Source organism: Paraburkholderia strydomiana (genome assembly GCF_031456815.1).
Lineage (GTDB): Bacteria > Pseudomonadota > Gammaproteobacteria > Burkholderiales > Burkholderiaceae > Paraburkholderia > Paraburkholderia caledonica.
Window position 1 is genome coordinate 25907 of the sequence record NZ_JAVDVL010000015.1, and the last position, 19783, is coordinate 45689.

Sequence of the window (19783 nt, forward strand, 5' to 3'; positions counted from 1 at the left end):
AAGCGAACTTGCGACGCTGGTTACGCCGGCAAAACCGTTTCGCCCGCGAAGAGCTGCTGGACTTCTTCTCGCGCCCTAACTACATGCGCTTGTGTACCATCAACCATCACCTCCGCTGCACGCGGGCGGGTGTTGTAGTTGGAGCTCATCACGAAGCCGTAGGCGCCTGCCGAGCGAATCACGAGCAGATCGCCGGGCTCGACGGAGAGCAGCCGTTCGCGTCCCAGCCAGTCGCCGCTTTCGCATACCGGTCCCACGATGTCGTACACATGAGCGGGGACGTCGCGCTCAACAACGGCGTCGATAGCGTGATACGCCTCGTACATCGCCGGGCGGGCGAGTTCGGTCATCGCCGCGTCCACAATGGCGAAATTCTTCTCAGCGCCCGGCTTCAGGAATTCGACTCGCGTGAGCAGCACGCCCGCATTGCCAACTAGCGAGCGGCCCGGCTCGAAATACACCTCGCGGTGGCCGTGACCGCGCGCCTCGATGCGATCGAGCACCGTGCGTACGAATTCGCCGATGTCCGGCGGCGTTTCGTCGTCGTAGGTGATGCCGAGGCCGCCGCCTACGTCGATATGACGAATTGCAATGCCGTCTTTCTCGATCAGTTCGACCAGTTCCAGCAGCTTGTCCACCGCGTCCAGATAAGGCGCGATCTCGGTTATCTGCGAGCCGATATGGCAGTCGATGCCGACAATCTCAAGGTTCGCCATGGCTGCGGCCGCTTGATACGTGGCGCGTGCATCTTCGAACGCGACGCCGAACTTGTTCGACTTCAGCCCAGTGGAGATGTAGGGATGCGTCTTCGCATCGACGTCGGGATTCACGCGCAGCGAGACGGGCGCGATCTTGCCCATTTCCGCGGCCACCGTGTTCAGGCGATCGAGTTCCGGAATGGATTCGACATTGAAGCACTTCACACCGGCCGCGAGTGCCTCGCGCATCTCACTCGCGTGTTTGCCGACGCCGGAAAACACGGTGTTTTCCGCTTTGCCGCCGGCCGCCAGCACGCGGGCCAGTTCGCCGCCCGATACGATGTCGAAGCCCGCACCGAGACGCGCGAACACGTTCAGAACCGCGAGATTGCTATTGGCCTTCACGGCCACGTGCACGCTCGCTCGACGGCCGGCGCACGCGCCTGCGTACGCGTTCCACGCGTCGGTGAGCGCGGCCCGGGAGTACACATAAAGCGGCGTGCCGAACTGTTCGGCGAGCGAAACGGCGGACACGCCTTCGGCGTGAAGCACGCCGTTGACGTAGTCAAATGCAGGTCGAGTCATGCGGAGGTCTTATTGAACGGGAGTGGCGGCGGAAGCGGGCTGCGAAGCCGAAGCAGCGGAACCAGCAGATGAAGGAGACGCCGACAGTTCGTTCGCGGGCGCGAGCGAGAGCGGCGTGCCGGAAGTATCAGGAATGGAGTCTGCGTCGGACGCGGTTTCGGCGCCGGGTTGTACTTCGTCAGGAGACGGCGGCTGTGTGCGGTCGATGGGCTTTTCCGGCAAAGGTGGCACGGTAGGCAAATAGAGCGAACCGCGTTGTCCGCAGCCGGCGAGCGAGCCACCGAGTGCGCAACCTGCGAGAATGGCTAAACCCGCTACAATCGCGCGGCCGGGCGCCGCCGCGCGCATCCGAGATACGACTCGCATGACTGTCCCTGAATAAATAATCGATGGAGTTTAGCATGTCCGATAGTGATTACCTGACCCGTGCAGAGGCCGCGCTAGCCGCCATTGAACGCGCGCTGGACGACACCGAGGCCGACATCGAACTCGAGCGCAGCGGCAACGTGCTGACCCTCGAATTCGCGAATCGCTCGAAGATCATCGTGAATCTGCAACCGCCGATGAGCGAGATCTGGATAGCCGCGAAAGCGGGCGGTTTCCACTACCGTTTTGTCGATGGCGAGTGGCGCGACACGCGCAGCGGCAACGAGTTTTTCGCGGCGCTGTCCGAGTACGCGACGGAGCAGGCCGGCGAGCCGGTGCGTTTCGAGGCCTGAACCCAACATCGAGCGGTTAGACGCGTAACAAAACAAAAAGCCGCCGCGCAGGATCTGCGCGGCGGCTTTTTTGCGGCATGCAGTGCGCTGCGTTAGTGCCCGCGGAACAGATTCATGATGTCCTGCTTCTCCTGCTCGCCGACTTGTCCCGGTGCTGCGGACGCAGCGCTTGCTTCGTCGAGCGCCGCCTGACTGATGCCGACCGTCCCAACGAAACCGTGGCCCGGCGTGAACTCGTCGAAATACAGTTCTGAGCCGACTTCGGTCACTCCGTCGGGCATCGGCATCTTGTACTCCGGCACGCCTTTGAGCGCACGTCCCATGTACTCGATCCAGACCGGCAATGCGAGGCCACCGCCGGTTTCCTTGTCACCCAGACTGCGAGGGTTGTCGTAGCCGATCCACGCGATCGCGGTGAGCGTGTGCTGATAACCGGCGAACCACGCGTCGCGCGAATCGTTCGTCGTACCCGTCTTGCCGCCGAGGTCCGTGCGCTTCAGTGCGTTCGACTTGGCGCCGGTGCCTCGCTGCGCGACGCTCTGCAGCAGACTGTTCATCACATAGGCGTTGCGCGGTTCGATGGCGTGCGGCGCGCTTTGCTCGGCGACGAGCGGTTGCGCATGCGCAACTACGACGCCGCGCGGATCGGTGACTTCGGCGATCAGATACGGGTTGATCCGATAGCCGCCGTTCGCGAATACCGAGAATGCGCCCGCCATTTGCAGCGGCGTGACGAGACCTGCGCCGAGCGCCATGGGCAGATAAGCCGGGTGACGGTCCGCATCGAACCCGAAGCGCGTGATGTACTGCTGCGCATACTTCGTACCAATGTGGTTGAGGATGCGGATCGACACCAGGTTCTTGGACTTCTGCAACGCGGTGCGCATGGTCATTGGACCGTCGAAGCCGCCGCCGTAATTCTTCGGTTCCCACGCCTGGCCGCCCGTCTCCGCTGCGCTGAAAAATAGCGGCGCGTCGTTGATCACGGTTGCCGGTCCAAGCCCTTTTTCAAGCGACGCCGAATAAATGAACGGCTTGAAGCTCGAGCCCGGCTGACGCCATGCCTGCGTGACATGATTGAACTTGTTCTTATTGAAGTCGAAGCCACCGACGAGCGCGCGGATCGCACCGTCTTGCGGCACCACGGAAACAAACGCACCTTCTACTTGCGGCAATTGCGTGATTGCCCACTGACCGTCGTCGTTCTTGACGAGGCGAACGATCGCGCCCGGCCGCACGCGCTGATTCGGCTGGGCGCGTGCGCTCAATGCGAACTGTGCAAAGCGCAGGCCGTCACCCTGAACCGTCGCCACATTGCCGTCGATGAACGTCGCCTGCACCTGCTTCGGGCTCGCCGCCGTCACAACCGCCGCAATGATTTCGCCGTTGTCCGGATGTTCGAGCAAGGCGTCGTCGATGGCCTGCTCGCGGTCGTCCGCGTCGGACGGCAGATTGATGAACGCTTCGGGGCCGCGATAGCCGTGGCGCCGCTCATAGTCCATCAAGCCTTTGCGCAATGCGCGGTAGGCGACGTCCTGATCCGCGGAGTCGATCGTCGTGACTACGTTCAGACCACGCGTGTACGCTTCCTCGCGGTATTGCGCGTACATCATCTGCCGCACCATTTCCGCCACGTACTCGGCGTGCACGCTGAATTCCTTGCCAGCGCCCTTTACGACAAGAGCCTGACGGCTCGCTTCATCGTATTGCTGCTGGTTGATGTAATGCAGCTCGTACATGCGCTGAAGAATGTATTCCTGACGCACCTTCGCGCGCTTCGGATTCACCACCGGGTTATACGCGGACGGCGCTTTCGGCAAGCCCGCCAGCATGGCGGACTCCGCGAGCGTCAGATCTTTCATGTCCTTGCCGAAGTACACGCGAGCCGCGCTCGCGAAACCGTACGCGCGCTGGCCGAGATAGATCTGATTCATGTAGACCTCGAGAATCTGATCTTTCGAAAGCTTCGACTCGATCTTGTAGGCGAGCAGCATCTCGTAAATCTTGCGCGTGTACGTCTTCTCGCTTGAAAGGAAGAAGTTGCGCGCGACCTGCATCGTGATCGTGCTTGCACCTTGCGTTGCATGGCCATTGGTCAGCGCGACGATACCGGCGCGAGCGATACCGGTCAGGTCGACGCCGCCATGGTCGTAGAAGCGCGCGTCTTCGATGGCGAGCACGGCTTTCTTCAGGCTGTCGGGCACCTCCTGAATGCGGACGATGTCGCGCCGTTCTTCGCCGAATTCGCCGATCAGCACATGGTCGGCGGTATAGATGCGCAGCGGCACTTTTGGCCGGTAGTCGGTGAGCGCGTCGAGCGAGGGCAGATTGGGCGTGGCCACGACGAGCGCATAGCCGACCACCAGCAGCACGCACACAATGCCCGCGACGATCAACCCGAAAAAGCCAAGCAGGAGCTTGAGCCACAGCGGGCGTTTGCGCTTCTGCGGCGCGGGCGGCGGAGACGTGGGAGACGTGGATTGCATATAGGCACCAAAAAACAGTCCCGCGATTATAGCCGCCCAGCTTTTCAGCTTTCGGCGTGCTTACCGACAGTTCTTTACAAGTCTCTGCACCGCGTGAAATGAGGCTTCACTGTAGCTGCTTTGACGAACGTCGGGGCGGCCGGCCTTCAACGTTAGCCGTTTGGCTGAGTGTCGCCCAGCGGCGTGCTTACGCACAATTCTCTCTCGCTACTCGCGCTCGAATGGTTCGCCGCGTGAGTCTCAGGGAGGGCGTGATGACGTTAAGAAATTCATGGCTTGAAGCCGTGCAGGCAGGGGTGCAGCGTTTCGCTGCAGGTATCGACGTGAGTTCGCAAAACGTGCGGCTCGTCGTAGTGAGCCAACGTGCACGCGCATGCGCTTCGATGCAGATCGAGTATGCGTGCACGGTGCCGCTTCCTGCTAATGCGATGGCCGGCAACGAGATCGCTGACCGGCAGTCAGTCGCTCGCGCGTTGCGCGACGCGTTCGCCGATATGCCTCACTCGTGCGCGACACAGGCGTTGCGATGCGCGATGGCCGTGCCCGCATCAGCAACGTTGACCGCCACTGTGCCGCTCGCGCGGCTTGCGATGCAAAGCGGTTGCGCGGAAGACGGCGGGCACGAACTCGCCGAACTCGAACCTGCAGTCATGAACGAAGTGGAACGCATTGCAGGACTCGAGCGGCACGCGCTGGCTGTCGACTGGTTCGTCGACGACACGCCGTCGCTCGCTCGTTCCGTGACGATTGCCGCGACCGGGCGTCAACATCTCGAAGCGCGGATCGAATGCGCGGCCGCCGCGGGCATATCGCTCACAGCGATCGACGGCGAACCGCATGCTGCGCTGCGGGCCATGCGCTACGCGGCGAGTCATGAACTCGATCCGCACGAACCGTATGTCGCGTTATGGATCGGCACGGACGGGGTGCATGGCTGGCGTCTCGTCGACGACACCATCGCAGCCGAGATGCACTACCCCGCGCCGGAGCATTCGGATCTCGCAGACGCGTTGCGCGACCTCGCGCATGGTCCGATGCTCGACTGCGCGCTCGTGAGCGGCGAGGTGGAATTGCTGGAGGGCGTTGGCTTCTCGGTCGCGGATATCGCAGACATTCTGGGCTGCACGGTCCTGCCGTTCGAGTGCGCGGCGCTGGGCGCTGTAGCACGTCAATTGAACGATCCGCTTCTGCATGAGGCGGCGGGCGCGGTCGCGTTCGGGCTCGCATTGCGCGGGGTATTCGAATGAGCGCCGCGGTTTTCGATGCAGGCCGCTTCAACGCGGCGGCGCGAGTTCATGTCGGGCGCGACATGCGCGGGCGGCGCGCCGTTCGTCCTGTCAAGCCATGGCTCGGCGGCTTCAATTTGCTGCCTCACCGGCAACGCAAAGCCCGGCTCGCGCGCCGGCGATGTCTGCTGACATTGGCGATTGCAGCGTTGGCCGGTTGCGCAGCGGTCTTCGCGCTAGCCGAATATCAGGCGATAGAAAAGGCGCGGCTCGAGTCACAGCGTGCGTCGATCGAGCAGTCGCTTGCGCAACTCGCTGCGCCGCTCGCCGAGCATGCGCGCCTGCTACATGCGCGCGACGAGCAACGCGACAAGGCCGCTCGCGCGAAGCGTTTGTCCGAGCCGCTCACGTACCTGCGCGACTTGCTCGACGCGCTGAGTTTCGAACCCGGCGACGGCGTTCTATTGCAGCAGCTTCGCCAGCGCGAGCACGAGACGGAACTGGTGGCGACCTCGCGAGCGCATATCGATTCTGCGCAGTGGCTGAAGCGTCTCGGTGGGATTCCCGGCGTGACAGGTGCGGAAATGAGCGAGTCGCATCGCTCGTCGCCGCATGCGAGTCCAGCTACGAATGCAAGCGCAGGAGCAGCCGCTGCAGTTGAGTTCGGCGCTCGCCTGCATTGGGAGGGCGCTGCGAACGTGGCGGACAAACGCGCTGGCGTCGCGGCATCGCAAAAAGCAAAAGCCGGGCACATTGGAGGTTCGAAATGAGTACGACATTTGCCGGATTCAGCGGCGTGCCGCGGCCACGAGTGTCGCTGTCGCATGCGATCAAACGTCTGCGCGCGCCGCTTCACACCTGGAGCCCGCGTCGCCGCTGGGCGATTGCGTTGTTGATTGCGCTCGTCGTGTTCAGCCTTGGGGCGCACGGCTGGATCGTGGCCGACCTGGGGCGTCTGGCAGCGAGCCGCGCGGCGCTCCTTGCAAGCGCGGACCATCTAGCCGACGCAAGGCGAGCGCTTGCGCAATTGCCGTCGCTGCGCCGCGAAGACACCGCGTCAGACGCCACCCCCGCGGCCATAGCCACTGCATCGCGTGCGTCGAAGCAATGGACTTCGGCCGATGACGTGCGCGTCGTCTCAGAACTCGCCGCGCAGAACGGCGTGGCGTTACTGGCGGTCGAGCCCGGCGCCGCGAGCGGAACGGGCGCTCAGAGCGAGCGTCCGCTTCAGCTTGCCGCGCGCACCGACTTCATTCACCTGATGTCATTCATGCGCGGACTTATCGAACTGCCGGTGCTGATGGTTCCCGTCGACGTCGTCATCAAGCGTGACGGGTCTACGCTTTCGGTGAGCGCGGCGCTGCGCGTGTACAGCGGTCTACGCCCGGCGCCTGCCAGCCTCACGACGCAGGAGCTTGCCGACGCGAGCCTTGATTCGGATGACGAAGAAGACGTGGTGTTCTTCGATCCATTCTCGCCCGCGCAAATGCAGGCGACTGTCGATTTGCCCGGGCAGCCGCAACTACGTCTTGTCGGATTGCTGCACGATCGCGCGCGCGGGCTCGCATTGTTCGATACGCCCGAGGGCGCGACCACTGTCGCGTCCGGCCAGCAGATCGGAGACGAGCGCGTCACGCGCTTCGACACGTTCGGCATCACGCTCGCCAAAGGCGCTGCAACGCGGACGCTCGATCTCGCGGAGGCTTCGTCATGAGCACAACGGAGTTGTTGCGCGGCGACCGGCATGCATCTACCGGTGTTGCCGCAGCCTTGAGTGTTCGTGCCCGCGTTCGCGTGGGATTGTCGGTGACCTTGTTTCTCGGCGCGGCGCTAACCACCGGCGCGGCAGGTGCTGCGATTCCATCGCTGCCTCCGTTGCCTGCTTACATGCCGCTCGACGATGCGGTGGCATCGTCCGAGTCGCCATACAATGCGCCGCCGCTGCCTCGCGGTTCAGACTCCCAAACGCCGAACCCGTTCCGCGAGGATTCCGCAGATGCCACCGCCGTCTCGCGCACGCCGACGGAGGCCCGGCAAAGCCACCCAGACGATGCAATGGACGACGCGGATGGCTCAGTGCCTCTCGGCCGGCAACCAGCCGCTGCCACCAGCCATGCCGGCGCGAGCGCGTCGGCGCTCGAAGGTCCGCCGGTGCCATTGCCTCCGCTCGCGCGTCTGAGCGGCGCTCCGAAAACCGCCGCCGACGCGTCGCTTGCCGCCGACGACAAGCCGATTTCGCTCAACTTTCAGCGCGCCGAACTCGGCGCCGTGCTGAACGCGTTTGCACAGTTCACCGGCTTGAACATCGTCGCGAGCGAGAGAGTGCGCGGGGCCGTTTCACTGCGCCTCGACAAGGTTCCGTGGCGCGTCGCGTTCGACACGCTGCTCGACGTCAACGGTCTCGCCATGGAGCGCCACGGCAACGTGGTCTGGGTTGCGCCGATCGCCGATCTGGCCGCGCGCGAGCGGCAGCGCTTCGAGGCGCACGCGCGGACGGCGGATCTCGAGCCGCTCGCAAGCCGCACGTTCGAGCTGCACTACGCGCGCGCCGAGGACGTGCGGCGCCTGCTGACGGGCTCGGGGAATCAGCGGGTGTTGTCCAAACGCGGCGCGGTGACTGCCGATCCGCGCACCAATCTACTGTTCGTCACGGATCTGGAGGGGCGCCTCGCGCAGATTGCCGCGCTGCTTGCTTCAGTCGACCGGCCCACGCGCCAGGTGCTGATCGAGGCGCGCATCGTCGAAGGTGAGTATGGTTTTTCTCGCAATCTCGGCGTGCGGCTTTCTATGGCGGGTACGAACGCCGACGGCACCACGCGTGGTTTGAGCGGCGGCAAGGACGGTCTCGTCTACGATCTGTCTGCCCGCCCGATTGCGGGTTTCGACGCGGCGACGGCCGGGTTGACGCTGTTCGCGGCGGGCGCGACGCGGCTTCTGAACGTCGAGCTGAGCGCGTTGGAGGCCGAGGGGCGCGGCGAAATCGTCTCCAGTCCGCGCGTCGTTACCGCCGACCGGATGAAGGCCGTGGTCGAGCAAGGCACCGAGTTGCCTTATCAGGCCAAAGTCGGGCAGGGCGTATCGGGTGTGCAATTTCGCCGCGCCACGCTGAAGCTCGAGGTCGAGCCGCAGATCATGCCGGACGGCCGCGTGGTGCTGGACCTCGATGTTGCGAAGGACAGCGTCGGCGAACAGACCGACGCCGGGCCTGCCATCAACACGAAGCACGTGCAGACGCGGGTCGAGGTGGAAGACGGTGGTACGGTGTCGATTGGAGGAATTTACGCGACCGACGGCCGGGACGATGTGACTCGGGTGCCGCTCCTGGGCAAAATACCGATTCTAGGCGCGCTTTTCCGCCATCGGGCTCATCGCGACCAGCGCAGCGAACTGGCAGTTTTCATCACGCCGCGCGTCGTTCAGACGAATTAGGGGCACGCTGCCGCCGCTCGAAAGCGGCGGCGCGCAGGCTCGACAAGGCAGCCGCTTTGCCAGTAAGCTGCGGCACGAACCATACCGGATTAGCCAGAGGACACCGTTGCAAGCGCGGGACGCACACGCCAATGTATTTTTTGTAGGGCTCATGGGGGCAGGAAAAACCACCGTGGGCCGGGCCATTGCGCGCCGTCTCGATCGCCCGTTTTTCGATTCAGACCATGAAATCGAAGCGCGCACGGGCGCGCGCATTCCCGTGATCTTCGAGCTGGAGGGCGAAGCCGGCTTTCGCGAGCGTGAGGCGAGCGTGATTTCGGAGCTCACCGGGCGCGACAAAATCGTGCTCGCGACCGGCGGCGGCGCGGTGCTGCGGCCGGAAAACCGGCAGGCGCTGCAAAGCCGGGGCGTGGTGATCTATTTGCGCGCCAATCCGCACGACCTGTGGCTGCGGACCCGGCGCGACAAAAATCGCCCGCTTCTGCAGACGGAAGACCCCAAAGCGCGCCTTGAAGCGCTCTACGAAGTGCGCGATCCGCTCTACCGCGAATGCGCGCATTTCGTGATCGAAACCGGTCGGCCTTCGGTCAACGGACTCGTCAATATGGTTCTGATGCAGCTCGAGATGGCCGGCGTCGCCAAACATCCTGCGTCATAATGGGCCGTATGATTACCGTCAATGTCGAACTGGGCGACCGCGCCTACCCCATTCATATCGGTGCCGACCTGATCGGCCAGACCGCGCTGTTCGCGCCGCACATCGCCGGCAACTCGGTCACGATCGTCACCAATACCACCGTCGACCCGCTTTACGGCGACACGTTGCGCGCCTCGCTCGCGCCGCTCGGCAAGCAGGTGTCCACTGTCGTCTTGCCGGACGGCGAGGCCCACAAGAACCTCGAAACGCTGAACCTCATCTTCGACGCGCTGCTGGGCTCGCGCGCCGACCGCAAGACCACACTGATTGCGTTGGGCGGCGGCGTGATCGGCGACATGACGGGGTTCGCGGCTGCCTGCTACATGCGCGGCGTGCCGTTCATTCAGGTGCCGACTACGCTGCTCTCGCAGGTGGATTCGTCGGTGGGCGGCAAGACCGGCATCAATCATCCGCTCGGCAAGAACATGATCGGCGCGTTCTATCAGCCGCAGGCCGTGATCGCCGATATCGGCGCGTTGCGCACGCTGCCCGCGCGCGAACTGGCGGCGGGCGTAGCCGAGGTCATCAAGACGGGCGCTATTGCAGACGCCGGTTTTTTCCGCTGGATCGAAGCCAATGTCGAGGCTTTGAATCGCTGCGAGCCGGAAGCGCTTGCCGAAGCGGTCAAGCGCTCGTGCGAAATCAAGGCGTCCGTGGTCGCGCAGGACGAGCGCGAAGGCGGACTGCGCGCCATTCTCAATTTCGGCCATACGTTTGGCCACGCGATCGAAGCCGGACTTGGCTACGGCGAGTGGCTGCACGGCGAGGCGGTCGGCTGCGGAATGGTGATGGCTGCGGATCTGTCGGTGCGCCTCGGCTATCTGGACGAAGCGTCGCGCAAGCGGCTCGTCGACGTCATCGTCGCCGCGCATTTGCCGACCCGCGCGCCGGCGCTCGGCGAATCGCGCTATGTCGAACTGATGCAGGTCGATAAGAAAGCGGAAGCCGGCGCGATCAAATTCATTCTGCTGAAGCGTTTCGGTGAGACGCTCATCACCCAGGCGCCCGACGCCGAGGTGCACGCCACGCTGGCCGCCGCCGTCTGAAGGCCGGCTTTGGCAGCGAGGCGCCGCGCACGGCGTCGACCGGCGCCGCCCATGTTTCGGAGAACCCGGTGACAGACAGGCGCAGCGACGATGTAAAGCAGGAACCCGCGGCGAACGCCGCAGCGCTCGGCGTCCCGACGCAAGAAGCGCTCGAAGCGCACCTCGCGCCGTATGCCGCGCATTCGGCGCTGTCGCGCGGGCGCCGCTATCCGGAAGCACCGCCAAGCGCCCGCACCGAATTCCAGCGCGACCGCGATCGCATCGTTCATTCAACGGCGTTCCGCCGGCTCGAATACAAGACGCAGGTTTTCGTGAATCACGAGGGTGACCTGTTTCGCACCCGTCTCACGCACAGCCTCGAAGTCGCGCAGATTGCGCGTTCCGTGGCGCGCAACCTGCGTGTCAACGAAGACCTGGTTGAAGCCATTTCACTTGCGCACGATCTCGGCCACACGCCCTTCGGGCATGCGGGCCAGGATGCGCTGAACGAATGCATGCGCGAGCACGGCGGCTTCGAGCACAATCTGCAAAGCCTCGCGGTGGTTGACGATCTCGAGGAGCACTACGGCGCGTACAACGGCCTGAATCTGTGTTTCGAAACGCGCGAGGGCATCCTCAAGCATTGCTCACGCGAAAACGCGCGGCGGCTGGGTGCTTTGGGCGAGCGTTTTCTAGAAGGACGCCAGCCGTCCATCGAGGCGCAGATAGCGAACGTGGCCGACGAGATCGCGTATAACAATCACGACGTGGACGACGGCTTGCGCTCTGGTTTGCTGACCGTCGAGCAACTCGCCGAAGTCGAGTTGTGGCAAACACACTATGAAGCCGCGCGGCGCGATTTTCCGCAGATCGAAGGCCGCCGGCTGATCCATGAGACGGTGCGGCGCATCATCAACACGCTGATCGTCAATCTCATCGACACCACGAAGCTCAATCTGGTCCGTCATGCACCGGATTCGCTCGACGCAGTGCGCGCCGCGCCGGCGCTCGTCGCGCATAGCGAAGCGGTGGCAGCGCAGGCTGCAGCGCTCAAGCGCTTTCTGTTCAAGAACCTGTACCGCCATTACCGCGTGATGCGGATGGCGAACAAGGCGCGCCGCGTGGTTGTCGGTCTGTTCGACGCGTTCACCGAAGACCCTCGGCTGCTGCCGCCGGGCTACCAGTCCACCGACGCCGCGCAGCAACCTCGGCTTATCGCGCATTACATCGCAGGCATGACGGACAGGTACGCGCTGAAGGAGTATCAGCGTCTCTTCGTGATCGACGATAACTGAGCGAGCACGAGCCGTGGCAAGCAAGGGCCACGGCGGGGCGCGTGTCGGCTGAGTCCGACACACAAGGCACGGCAGAGACCGCCTGTGATGGCGGTCTCGTACCACCGGGCTGCACAGCGTCGATGCAACGGGACGCTAACGCCATGCAGCCCGCCCGCGCGCTTGAGCCACACTGCTCAGCGCTCTTCTCCGCGCAAGCTCAAGCACGCTTTAGCGCAACATTCGGCGCCAGGCTCAGCGCAACGTTCAGCGCATGCGCGAGGCGAACAACGCGCCTGCGATCAGCGCGACGCCGCCGACAATCGCGAGCGTCTGCCACGGATTTTCATGCACATAGTCGTCCGCGTCCGAGAGCGCTACATTCGCGCGTTCGCGTACGGCCTCCCGCGTGTCGTTCATGCGGGCGCGGGCGTTGTCGAGCTGCTTGCGCAGTTTGCCGCGCAGCGCTACTGCATCGGCCTGGGTTCCTTCGGCCAGCGTGGATTCAAGCTCCGACATTAGCGTGCGAAGTTCGCCTGCAATGTCTTCAGCCGCGTCGCGGCTGTGGCGGGCAATACGCCGCGCGCGGCGGCTCGTGCTGGTCCAGGATTCGCCGAGGGCATCTCGCGTATTCGGAAGTGCTGTCATAGTCGCTCCGTCGATGAGGGTAAAAAAGGCCCACGTTCACGGTTACGCTTAAACCACATCGCAACGCAGGAAACACCAGCAGGACGCAACTTCGGTGCCAAACCCCAATGCCCGGCGCACGGTGCCGCTGGGCGAAAATCGTCAGCAGATATTGCACGAAGCACAACGCTTGCGGGTCAGTTTTACAAACGCGCCGAGGCTGCGGCGCGCCGCATCGGTAAAGGCGGCGCGCTGCTTCCACGGCGGCACAAAACAAAAAACGCCGCCATTGGATAAATGACGGCGTTGTTCAAGCCCCCGCGAATTCGACTACCCTAAACCACAGCATTCCACGCGTGAAGAACGGTGTTCCAAGCCGTGTGACAAGCCGTGTTAAAAGCGGTAACCGATGTTGACGTAGGTAACGATCGGGTTCAGCTTGATCTTGGTCTGCGACTGCACATTGAGCGTACCGACCGGCGTCTGCGCCTGCGTGTTCAGTTTGGCCGTGGTGCTGAGCGGCAGGTACGACACCGACACGCCCGCGAACCAGTGCTGATTGAACGCGTAAGTGAAACCCGCATTAAACACCGGCTCCCACGAACTATCCGTAGTCACGCTGGTCGGACCATGCAGGACGTTCGCCTGGAATGCTCCGTTGGTGATCTTCTCGTCGGTGAACCAGATACGGCTCACGCCGATACCGAGATACGGACGGAATGTGGCAGTGGGAGCGTTGAAGTAGTACTTGAACAGCAGCGTTGGGCTCCACTGTTTCGCCTGACCCAGCTTGCCGAATTGTTCGAGGCTACCGGTGCCGTTCAGGTCGAACGAAGGCGGATAGCCAATCACGAATTCGGTGGCGATGTGATCGGTAATGAAGTAACCCGCGGTGAAGCCGATGGTGTCGGCCGAACCCAGTGAGGCTCCGGTATTGGCTTCTGTGATGTTGGTCGGGCTGCCGCCAATGCTCGTTACTCGCAGGGGCTGGCTGCTCGATTGAGGCGCAAGATGGAACCAGCCTGTTGAGACGAAAAAGCTACCGGCCGATTGCGCGTGTGCTGCTGTTGTCATGCTGGCTAGCACTGCGATCCCCGTTACGGCCTGTTTTAATTTCATATGTGCTCCTCCAAAAAAGGCCCGCTCATTATGACCACAACGTTTGAAACTAACCATACGCGCCGGTTAGAGTTTTCTCCCTAAGCCGGGCGCGCTTCCTGGCCTGGCCGCGCCGCGTCGAACCTCCGGCGCATGCGGCTCTTTGGACCTTCGGGTATGTACCAACGCGACTATCGGATACTTCAGCATGGCACGGCTTGCACGTCTTTATGTTCCTGACCAGCCGCAGCACGTCATCCTCCGCGGACTCGATCAGCAGCCTGCGTTCGTCGACGACCAGGACTACGAACTCTTCATCGACTGTATGAAAGCGGCTTCGCGCGATCATCACTTATCGATCCACGCTTATGCGTTGATGCCGGGCGCGGTCCAACTGCTTGTCACTCCAACGGAGGAGTCGAGCCTGCCGAAAGCGATGCAGGCGGTCGGGCGCCGCTACGTGGCGCACTTCAACCGCCGTTACGCGCGACGCGGCACGTTGTGGGAAGGTCGCTATCGCGCGACGGTGATCGAGGGCGAGCGGTATTTTCTGCTGGCGAGCCGCGTCGTCGAAATGTGCCCGGTGCGCATGCAGCTCGCGAGCGCGCCAGAAGACTACCGGTGGTCGAGTTACCGTCATCACATCGGTCTCACGCTCGACAGCCTGATCACCGACCATCCGCTCTACTGGTCGCTCGGCAATACGCCGTTCGAGCGGCAGCGCGCGTACCGCGAGTTGTGCGAGCAGCCGCTCGACGAACGAGAGGCAAGCCAGCTTCAGCAGGCCACGCTAAAAGGCTGGGTGCTCGGCAGCGACACGTACCGTGAATGGGCGGCCCGGGCGGCGAACCGGCGCGTATCGCCGCTGCCTCGTGGTCGGCCTCGCAAGGTCCGGGAGACTCCGCAGGCGCAATAAGCGAATCGAATCAATTGTTTGTCTTTCAAACGGCATCACGACATGCCGTTTTATTTTGCCCATATTTGATATGGCACCAATAAAAAATACCCGCAATGCACCAAACTGATAATTAGGGATCGACCATAACGTTTTATTTGCTATTCCATTGATTCGTCGCGTATATTCCGAATTCCGGCGTTTTTGAACTGTGTACGTTGCAGCGTCAAAGGCGTCTCAGCCGTTGCGGGTGTGCACGTGCGGCAATAGAAAAACGGTTTAACGGCCTGTCGGCCCCTCACAGACGGTGTCCCCATGAACGATCGCCAGCAACCGGTTCACCCGGTACCCGCCGCCCAAGGGTTGTACGACCCGCAAAACGAACATGACGCCTGCGGCGTCGGCTTCGTCGCCCACATCAAGGGCAAGAAGAGCCACGAGATCATCGAGCAAGGCCTGAAGATTCTCGAGAACCTCGATCACCGGGGCGCCGTCGGCGCGGATCCGCTGATGGGCGACGGTGCCGGCATCCTGATCCAGATTCCGGACGGTTTCTATCGCGAGGAAATGGCCAAGCAGGGCGTGACGTTGCCGCCGTTCGGCGAATACGGCGTCGGCATGGTGTTTCTGCCGAAGGAACACGCGTCGCGTCTCGCCTGCGAGCAGGAGCTGGAGCGTACGGTGAAGGCCGAAGGCCAGGTGGTGCTCGGCTGGCGCGATGTGCCGGTCGATCACACCATGCCGATTTCGCCGACCGTCAAGGCGAGCGAGCCGCTGATCCGCCAGATCTTCATCGGCCGCGGCAAGGACATCATGGTGACCGACGCGCTGGAGCGGAAGCTTTACGTGATCCGCAAGACCGCGAGCCACCGCATTCAGGCGCTCAAGCTCAAGCACGGCAAGGAATATTTCGTGCCGTCCATGTCGGCGCGCACCGTCGTCTATAAGGGACTGCTGCTGGCGGGTCAGGTCGGCGTGTACTACCGCGACCTGCAGGACGAGCGCACCGTTTCGGCGCTCGCGCTCGTGCACCAGCGCTTCTCGACCAACACGTTCCCCGCCTGGGAACTGGCTCACCCGTACCGGATGATCGCCCACAACGGCGAAATCAACACGGTGAAGGGCAACGTCAACTGGCTGAACGCGCGTACCGGCGCGATCGCGTCGCACGTGCTCGGCGACGACTTGCCGAAGCTTTGGCCGCTGATCTATCCGGGCCAATCGGACACTGCCTCGTTCGACAACTGTCTCGAACTGCTGGTGATGGCCGGCTACCCGCTCGTCCACGCAATGATGATGATGATCCCGGAAGCCTGGGAACAGCACACGCTGATGGACGACAACCGCCGCGCGTTCTACGAATACCACGCCGCCATGATGGAGCCGTGGGACGGCCCCGCTGCAATCGCGTTCACCGACGGCCGCCAGATCGGCGCGACGCTCGACCGTAACGGCTTGCGTCCGGCGCGCTACATCGTCACCGACGACGACCTCGTCATCATGGCGTCGGAAGCGGGCACGCTGCCTATCCCCGAGTCGAAGATCGTCAAGAAGTGGCGCCTGCAGCCGGGCAAGATGTTCCTGATTGACATGGAACACGGCCGCATCATCGACGACAAGGAACTGAAGGACAACCTCGCGAACGCGAAGCCGTACAAGAGCTGGATCGACGCCGTGCGCATCAAGCTCGACGAGATCGAGCCGAAGGCCGAAGACGTCGCGACCGAGCGCCGCGAAGCCGCTGCTTTGCTGGATCGCCAGCAGGCGTTCGGCTACACGCAGGAAGACCTCAAGTTCCTGATGGCGCCGATGGCGCAAGCCGGCGAAGAAGCGGTCGGCTCCATGGGCAACGACTCGCCGCTCGCGGTCATGTCCAACAAGAACAAGACGCTGTATCACTACTTCAAGCAGCTGTTCGCGCAGGTCACGAACCCGCCGATCGACCCGATCCGTGAAAACATGGTGATGTCGCTCGTGTCGTTCGTCGGTCCGAAGCCGAACCTGCTCGACACGAACAACATCAACCCGCCGATGCGTCTCGAAGTGTCGCAGCCTGTGCTCGACTTCAAGGACATCGCGAAGATCCGCGCGATCGATCAGTACACGGGCGGCAAGTTCAGCTCGTACGAGCTGAACATCTGCTATCCGGTCGCGTGGGGCAAGGAAGGCATCGAGGCGCGGCTCGCGTCGCTGTGCGCGGAAGCTGTCGACGCCGTCAAGTCCGGCTACAACATGCTGATCGTGTCCGACCGCAAGACCGACCGCGACAACGTCGCGATTCCGGCGCTGCTCGCCACGGCGGCCATCCACACGCACCTCGTGCAGCAAGGCTTGCGTACCAGCACGGGTCTCGTCGTCGAAACCGGCTCCGCGCGCGAAACGCACCACTTCGCGCTGCTGGCCGGCTACGGCGCGGAAGCCGTGCACCCGTACCTGGCAATGGAAACGCTCGGCCAGCTCGCAGCCGGCCTGAAGGGCGACCTGTCGCCGGAAAAGGCCGTCTACAACTTCACGAAGGCAGTCGGCAAGGGCTTGCAGAAAGTCATGTCGAAGATGGGCATTTCGACCTACATGTCGTACACCGGCGCGCAGATTTTCGAAGCAGTCGGCCTTGCTGAAGATCTCGTGCAGAAGTACTTCAAGGGCACCTCGTCGAAGGTCGGCGGCATTGGTCTCTTTGACGTTGCGGAAGAAGCGATCCGTCTGCACCGCGACGCGTTCGGCGACAACCCGATCCTCGCGAACATGCTCGACGCAGGCGGCGAGTACGCGTACCGCGTGCGCGGCGAAGAACACATGTGGACGCCGGATGCGATCGCCAAGCTGCAACACTCGGCGCGCAGCAATTCGTATCAGACGTACAAGGAATACGCGCATCTGATCAACGATCAGACCAGGCGTCACATGACCTTCCGCGGTCTGTTCGAATTCAAGCTCGACCCGACCAAGGCAATTCCGCTCGACGAAGTGGAACCGGCGAAGGAGATCGTCAAGCGTTTTGCCACCGGTGCAATGTCGCTCGGCTCGATCAGCACGGAAGCGCACGCCACGCTGGCGGTTGCGATGAACCGCATTGGCGGCAAGTCGAACACCGGCGAAGGCGGCGAGGACGAAAACCGCTATCGCAACGAACTGCGCGGCATTCCAATCAAGAACGGCGACACGATGAAGTCCGTGATCGGCGACGAGGTGATTGTCGACATTCCGTTGAAGGAAGGCGATTCGCTGCGCTCGAAGATCAAGCAGGTCGCGTCGGGCCGCTTCGGCGTGACGGCGGAATACCTCGCCTCGGCCGATCAGATCCAGATCAAGATGGCGCAGGGCGCGAAGCCGGGCGAAGGCGGCCAGTTGCCGGGCCACAAGGTGTCCGAGTACATCGGCAAGCTGCGTTACTCGGTGCCGGGCGTCGGTCTCATTTCGCCGCCGCCGCACCACGACATCTACTCGATCGAAGATCTGGCGCAGCTCATTCACGACCTGAAGAACGCGAATCCGGCGGCTAGCGTGTCGGTGAAGCTGGTGTCGGAATCCGGTGTCGGCACGGTCGCAGCGGGCGTCGCCAAGGCGAAGGCCGACCACGTCGTGATCGCAGGCCACGACGGCGGCACCGGCGCGTCGCCGCTGTCGTCGGTCAAGCATGCCGGTACGCCGTGGGAACTCGGTCTCGCCGAAACGCAGCAGACACTGGTTCTGAACCAGTTGCGCGGGCGTATCCGCGTGCAGGCCGACGGTCAGATGAAGACCGGCCGCGACGTCGTGATCGGCGCGCTGCTCGGCGCCGACGAGTTCGGCTTTGCGACGGCGCCGCTCGTCGTCGAAGGCTGCATCATGATGCGCAAGTGCCACCTGAACACCTGCCCGGTCGGCGTCGCGACGCAAGATCCGGTGCTGCGGGCCAAGTTCAAGGGCCAGCCGGAACACGTCGTCAACTTCTTCTTCTTTGTTGCGGAAGAAGCGCGCGAAATCATGGCGCAACTGGGTATTCGCAAGTTCGATGACCTGATCGGTCACGCCGAACTGCTGGACACGAAGAAGGGCATCGAGCACTGGAAGGCGAAGGGTCTCGACTTCTCGCGCGTGTTCTATCTGCCGCAAGTGCCGGCTGAAGTCGCGCGCAAGCATGTGGAAGACCAGGACCACGGTCTGGACCGCGCGCTCGACCACACGCTGATCGAGAAGGCGAAGGCGGCCATCGAGAACGGCGAGCACGTGTCGTTCATCCAGCCCGTGCGCAACGTCAATCGTACGGTCGGCGCGATGCTGTCCGGCACGATCGCGAAGAAATACGGCCACGACGGCTTGCCCGACGACACCATTCACATCCAGTTGAAGGGTACTGCGGGTCAGAGCTTCGGCGCGTTCCTCGCGAAGGGCATCACGCTGGATCTGGTCGGCGACGGCAACGACTACGTCGGCAAAGGCTTGTCGGGCGGGCGCATCATCATCCGTCCCACGAACGATTTCCGCGGCAAGTCGGAAGAGAACATCATCTGCGGCAACACGGTGATGTATGGCGCGATCGAAGGCGAATCGTTCTTCCGCGGCGTGGCAGGCGAGCGATTCTGCGTGCGTAACTCGGGTGCGACGGCGGTTGTCGAAGGCACAGGCGACCACGGCTGCGAATACATGACGGGCGGCACGGTCATCGTGCTCGGCGAAACCGGCCGTAACTTCGCGGCCGGCATGTCGGGCGGCATCGCCTACGTGTACGACCCGGACAACACGTTCGCGGGCAAGTGCAACAAGTCGATGGTTGCGCTCGAGCCGGTTCTGCAGCAGGCCGAACAGGAGCGCACGGTCGATAAGAGCCTGTGGCACGCCGGCACGACCGACGAAGCGCTGCTCAAGGGTCTCATCGAACGTCACTTCCAGTTCACGGGCTCGCCGCGTGCAAAAGCGCTGCTCGAAAACTGGGACGCGTCGCGCCGTCAATTCGTGAAGGTGTTCCCGACCGAGTACAAGCGCGCGCTGGGCGAGATGGCAGCGAAGAAGGCGAATAAAGAAGTTCTCGCCGCCTGAGCGCA

The 19783-nt window shown here is 63.1% G+C and carries 16 protein-coding genes; 11 read left to right on the forward strand and 5 right to left on the reverse strand.

The genetic code is table 11. The annotated features are described in order from the left end of the window. Nucleotides 1-20: 20 nt before the first annotated feature. Nucleotides 21-1283, reverse strand: coding sequence for a diaminopimelate decarboxylase (gene lysA, locus J2W46_RS29110; protein WP_310358533.1), 1263 nt, complete (start codon nucleotides 1281-1283; stop codon nucleotides 21-23). A 9-nt stretch (nucleotides 1284-1292) separates the two neighbouring features. Beyond that, entirely contained in the window at nucleotides 1293-1649 is a 357-nt protein-coding gene (locus J2W46_RS29115) for a lipoprotein (protein WP_027779505.1), read from the reverse strand. A gap of 35 nt (nucleotides 1650-1684) precedes the next feature. Between J2W46_RS29115 and cyaY the strand changes: the two genes are divergently transcribed. Next, the gene (gene cyaY / locus J2W46_RS29120; RefSeq protein WP_204523689.1) at nucleotides 1685-2002 is read left to right on the forward strand and encodes an iron donor protein CyaY; all 318 of its coding nucleotides are present in this window, start codon (nucleotides 1685-1687) and stop codon (nucleotides 2000-2002) included. A 92-nt stretch (nucleotides 2003-2094) separates the two neighbouring features. On the opposite strand, the gene J2W46_RS29125 is transcribed toward cyaY, so the two are convergent. Then, nucleotides 2095-4488 (reverse strand): penicillin-binding protein 1A, encoded by a 2394-nt coding sequence (locus tag J2W46_RS29125; RefSeq protein WP_020070600.1) that lies wholly within the window; start codon nucleotides 4486-4488, stop codon nucleotides 2095-2097. Between the two features lie 254 nt (nucleotides 4489-4742). Between J2W46_RS29125 and pilM the strand changes: the two genes are divergently transcribed. The 7 genes from pilM to J2W46_RS29160 all read left to right on the forward strand — a co-directional run bounded on the left by pilM (nucleotide 4743) and on the right by J2W46_RS29160 (nucleotide 12160). Then, nucleotides 4743-5735 (forward strand): type IV pilus biogenesis protein PilM, encoded by a 993-nt coding sequence (pilM, locus tag J2W46_RS29130; protein ID WP_310358537.1) that lies wholly within the window; start codon nucleotides 4743-4745, stop codon nucleotides 5733-5735. Continuing rightward, the gene (locus tag J2W46_RS29135) at nucleotides 5732-6484 is read left to right on the forward strand and encodes a fimbrial assembly protein (protein WP_310358540.1); all 753 of its coding nucleotides are present in this window, start codon (nucleotides 5732-5734) and stop codon (nucleotides 6482-6484) included. The genes pilM and J2W46_RS29135 overlap by 4 nt, the downstream gene beginning before the upstream one ends. Then, a complete protein-coding gene (locus J2W46_RS29140) occupies nucleotides 6481-7428 on the forward strand; it encodes a hypothetical protein (RefSeq protein ID WP_310358543.1) in 948 nt (315 codons plus the stop codon). The genes J2W46_RS29135 and J2W46_RS29140 overlap by 4 nt, the downstream gene beginning before the upstream one ends. Beyond that, nucleotides 7425-9143, forward strand: a complete 1719-nt coding sequence (locus tag J2W46_RS29145; RefSeq protein ID WP_310358544.1) for a type IV pilus secretin PilQ — start codon at nucleotides 7425-7427, stop codon at nucleotides 9141-9143. The genes J2W46_RS29140 and J2W46_RS29145 overlap by 4 nt, the downstream gene beginning before the upstream one ends. A gap of 106 nt (nucleotides 9144-9249) precedes the next feature. Further along, complete coding sequence (locus tag J2W46_RS29150) at nucleotides 9250-9801, forward strand: shikimate kinase (RefSeq protein WP_027805037.1); 552 nt, start codon at nucleotides 9250-9252, stop codon at nucleotides 9799-9801. Nucleotides 9802-9809: 8 nt separating this feature from the next. Next, nucleotides 9810-10886, forward strand: coding sequence for a 3-dehydroquinate synthase (gene aroB, locus J2W46_RS29155; protein ID WP_033379725.1), 1077 nt, complete (start codon nucleotides 9810-9812; stop codon nucleotides 10884-10886). 68 nt (nucleotides 10887-10954) lie between these two features. Next, on the forward strand, nucleotides 10955-12160 hold the full coding sequence (locus J2W46_RS29160; protein ID WP_310358547.1) for a deoxyguanosinetriphosphate triphosphohydrolase: 1206 nt from the start codon (nucleotides 10955-10957) through the stop codon (nucleotides 12158-12160). Nucleotides 12161-12406: 246 nt separating this feature from the next. Here J2W46_RS29160 and J2W46_RS29165 read toward each other — a convergent pair whose 3' ends face one another. Next, the gene (locus tag J2W46_RS29165; protein WP_020070608.1) at nucleotides 12407-12787 is read right to left on the reverse strand and encodes a DUF883 family protein; all 381 of its coding nucleotides are present in this window, start codon (nucleotides 12785-12787) and stop codon (nucleotides 12407-12409) included. 94 nt (nucleotides 12788-12881) lie between these two features. On the opposite strand from J2W46_RS29165, the gene J2W46_RS29170 reads away from it, so the two are divergent. Beyond that, complete coding sequence (locus tag J2W46_RS29170) at nucleotides 12882-13067, forward strand: hypothetical protein (RefSeq protein WP_310358550.1); 186 nt, start codon at nucleotides 12882-12884, stop codon at nucleotides 13065-13067. 92 nt (nucleotides 13068-13159) lie between these two features. Here the strand turns inward: J2W46_RS29170 and J2W46_RS29175 are convergent, their stop codons facing one another. Continuing rightward, nucleotides 13160-13885, reverse strand: a complete 726-nt coding sequence (locus J2W46_RS29175; protein ID WP_020070610.1) for an OmpW/AlkL family protein — start codon at nucleotides 13883-13885, stop codon at nucleotides 13160-13162. Between the two features lie 187 nt (nucleotides 13886-14072). Between J2W46_RS29175 and J2W46_RS29180 the strand changes: the two genes are divergently transcribed. Together J2W46_RS29180 and J2W46_RS29185 are read left to right on the forward strand one after the other, a co-directional pair. After that, nucleotides 14073-14780, forward strand: a complete 708-nt coding sequence (locus J2W46_RS29180) for a transposase (protein WP_020070611.1) — start codon at nucleotides 14073-14075, stop codon at nucleotides 14778-14780. A gap of 294 nt (nucleotides 14781-15074) precedes the next feature. Beyond that, the gene (locus J2W46_RS29185; protein ID WP_027805038.1) at nucleotides 15075-19778 is read left to right on the forward strand and encodes a glutamate synthase-related protein; all 4704 of its coding nucleotides are present in this window, start codon (nucleotides 15075-15077) and stop codon (nucleotides 19776-19778) included. Nucleotides 19779-19783 lie beyond the last annotated feature (5 nt).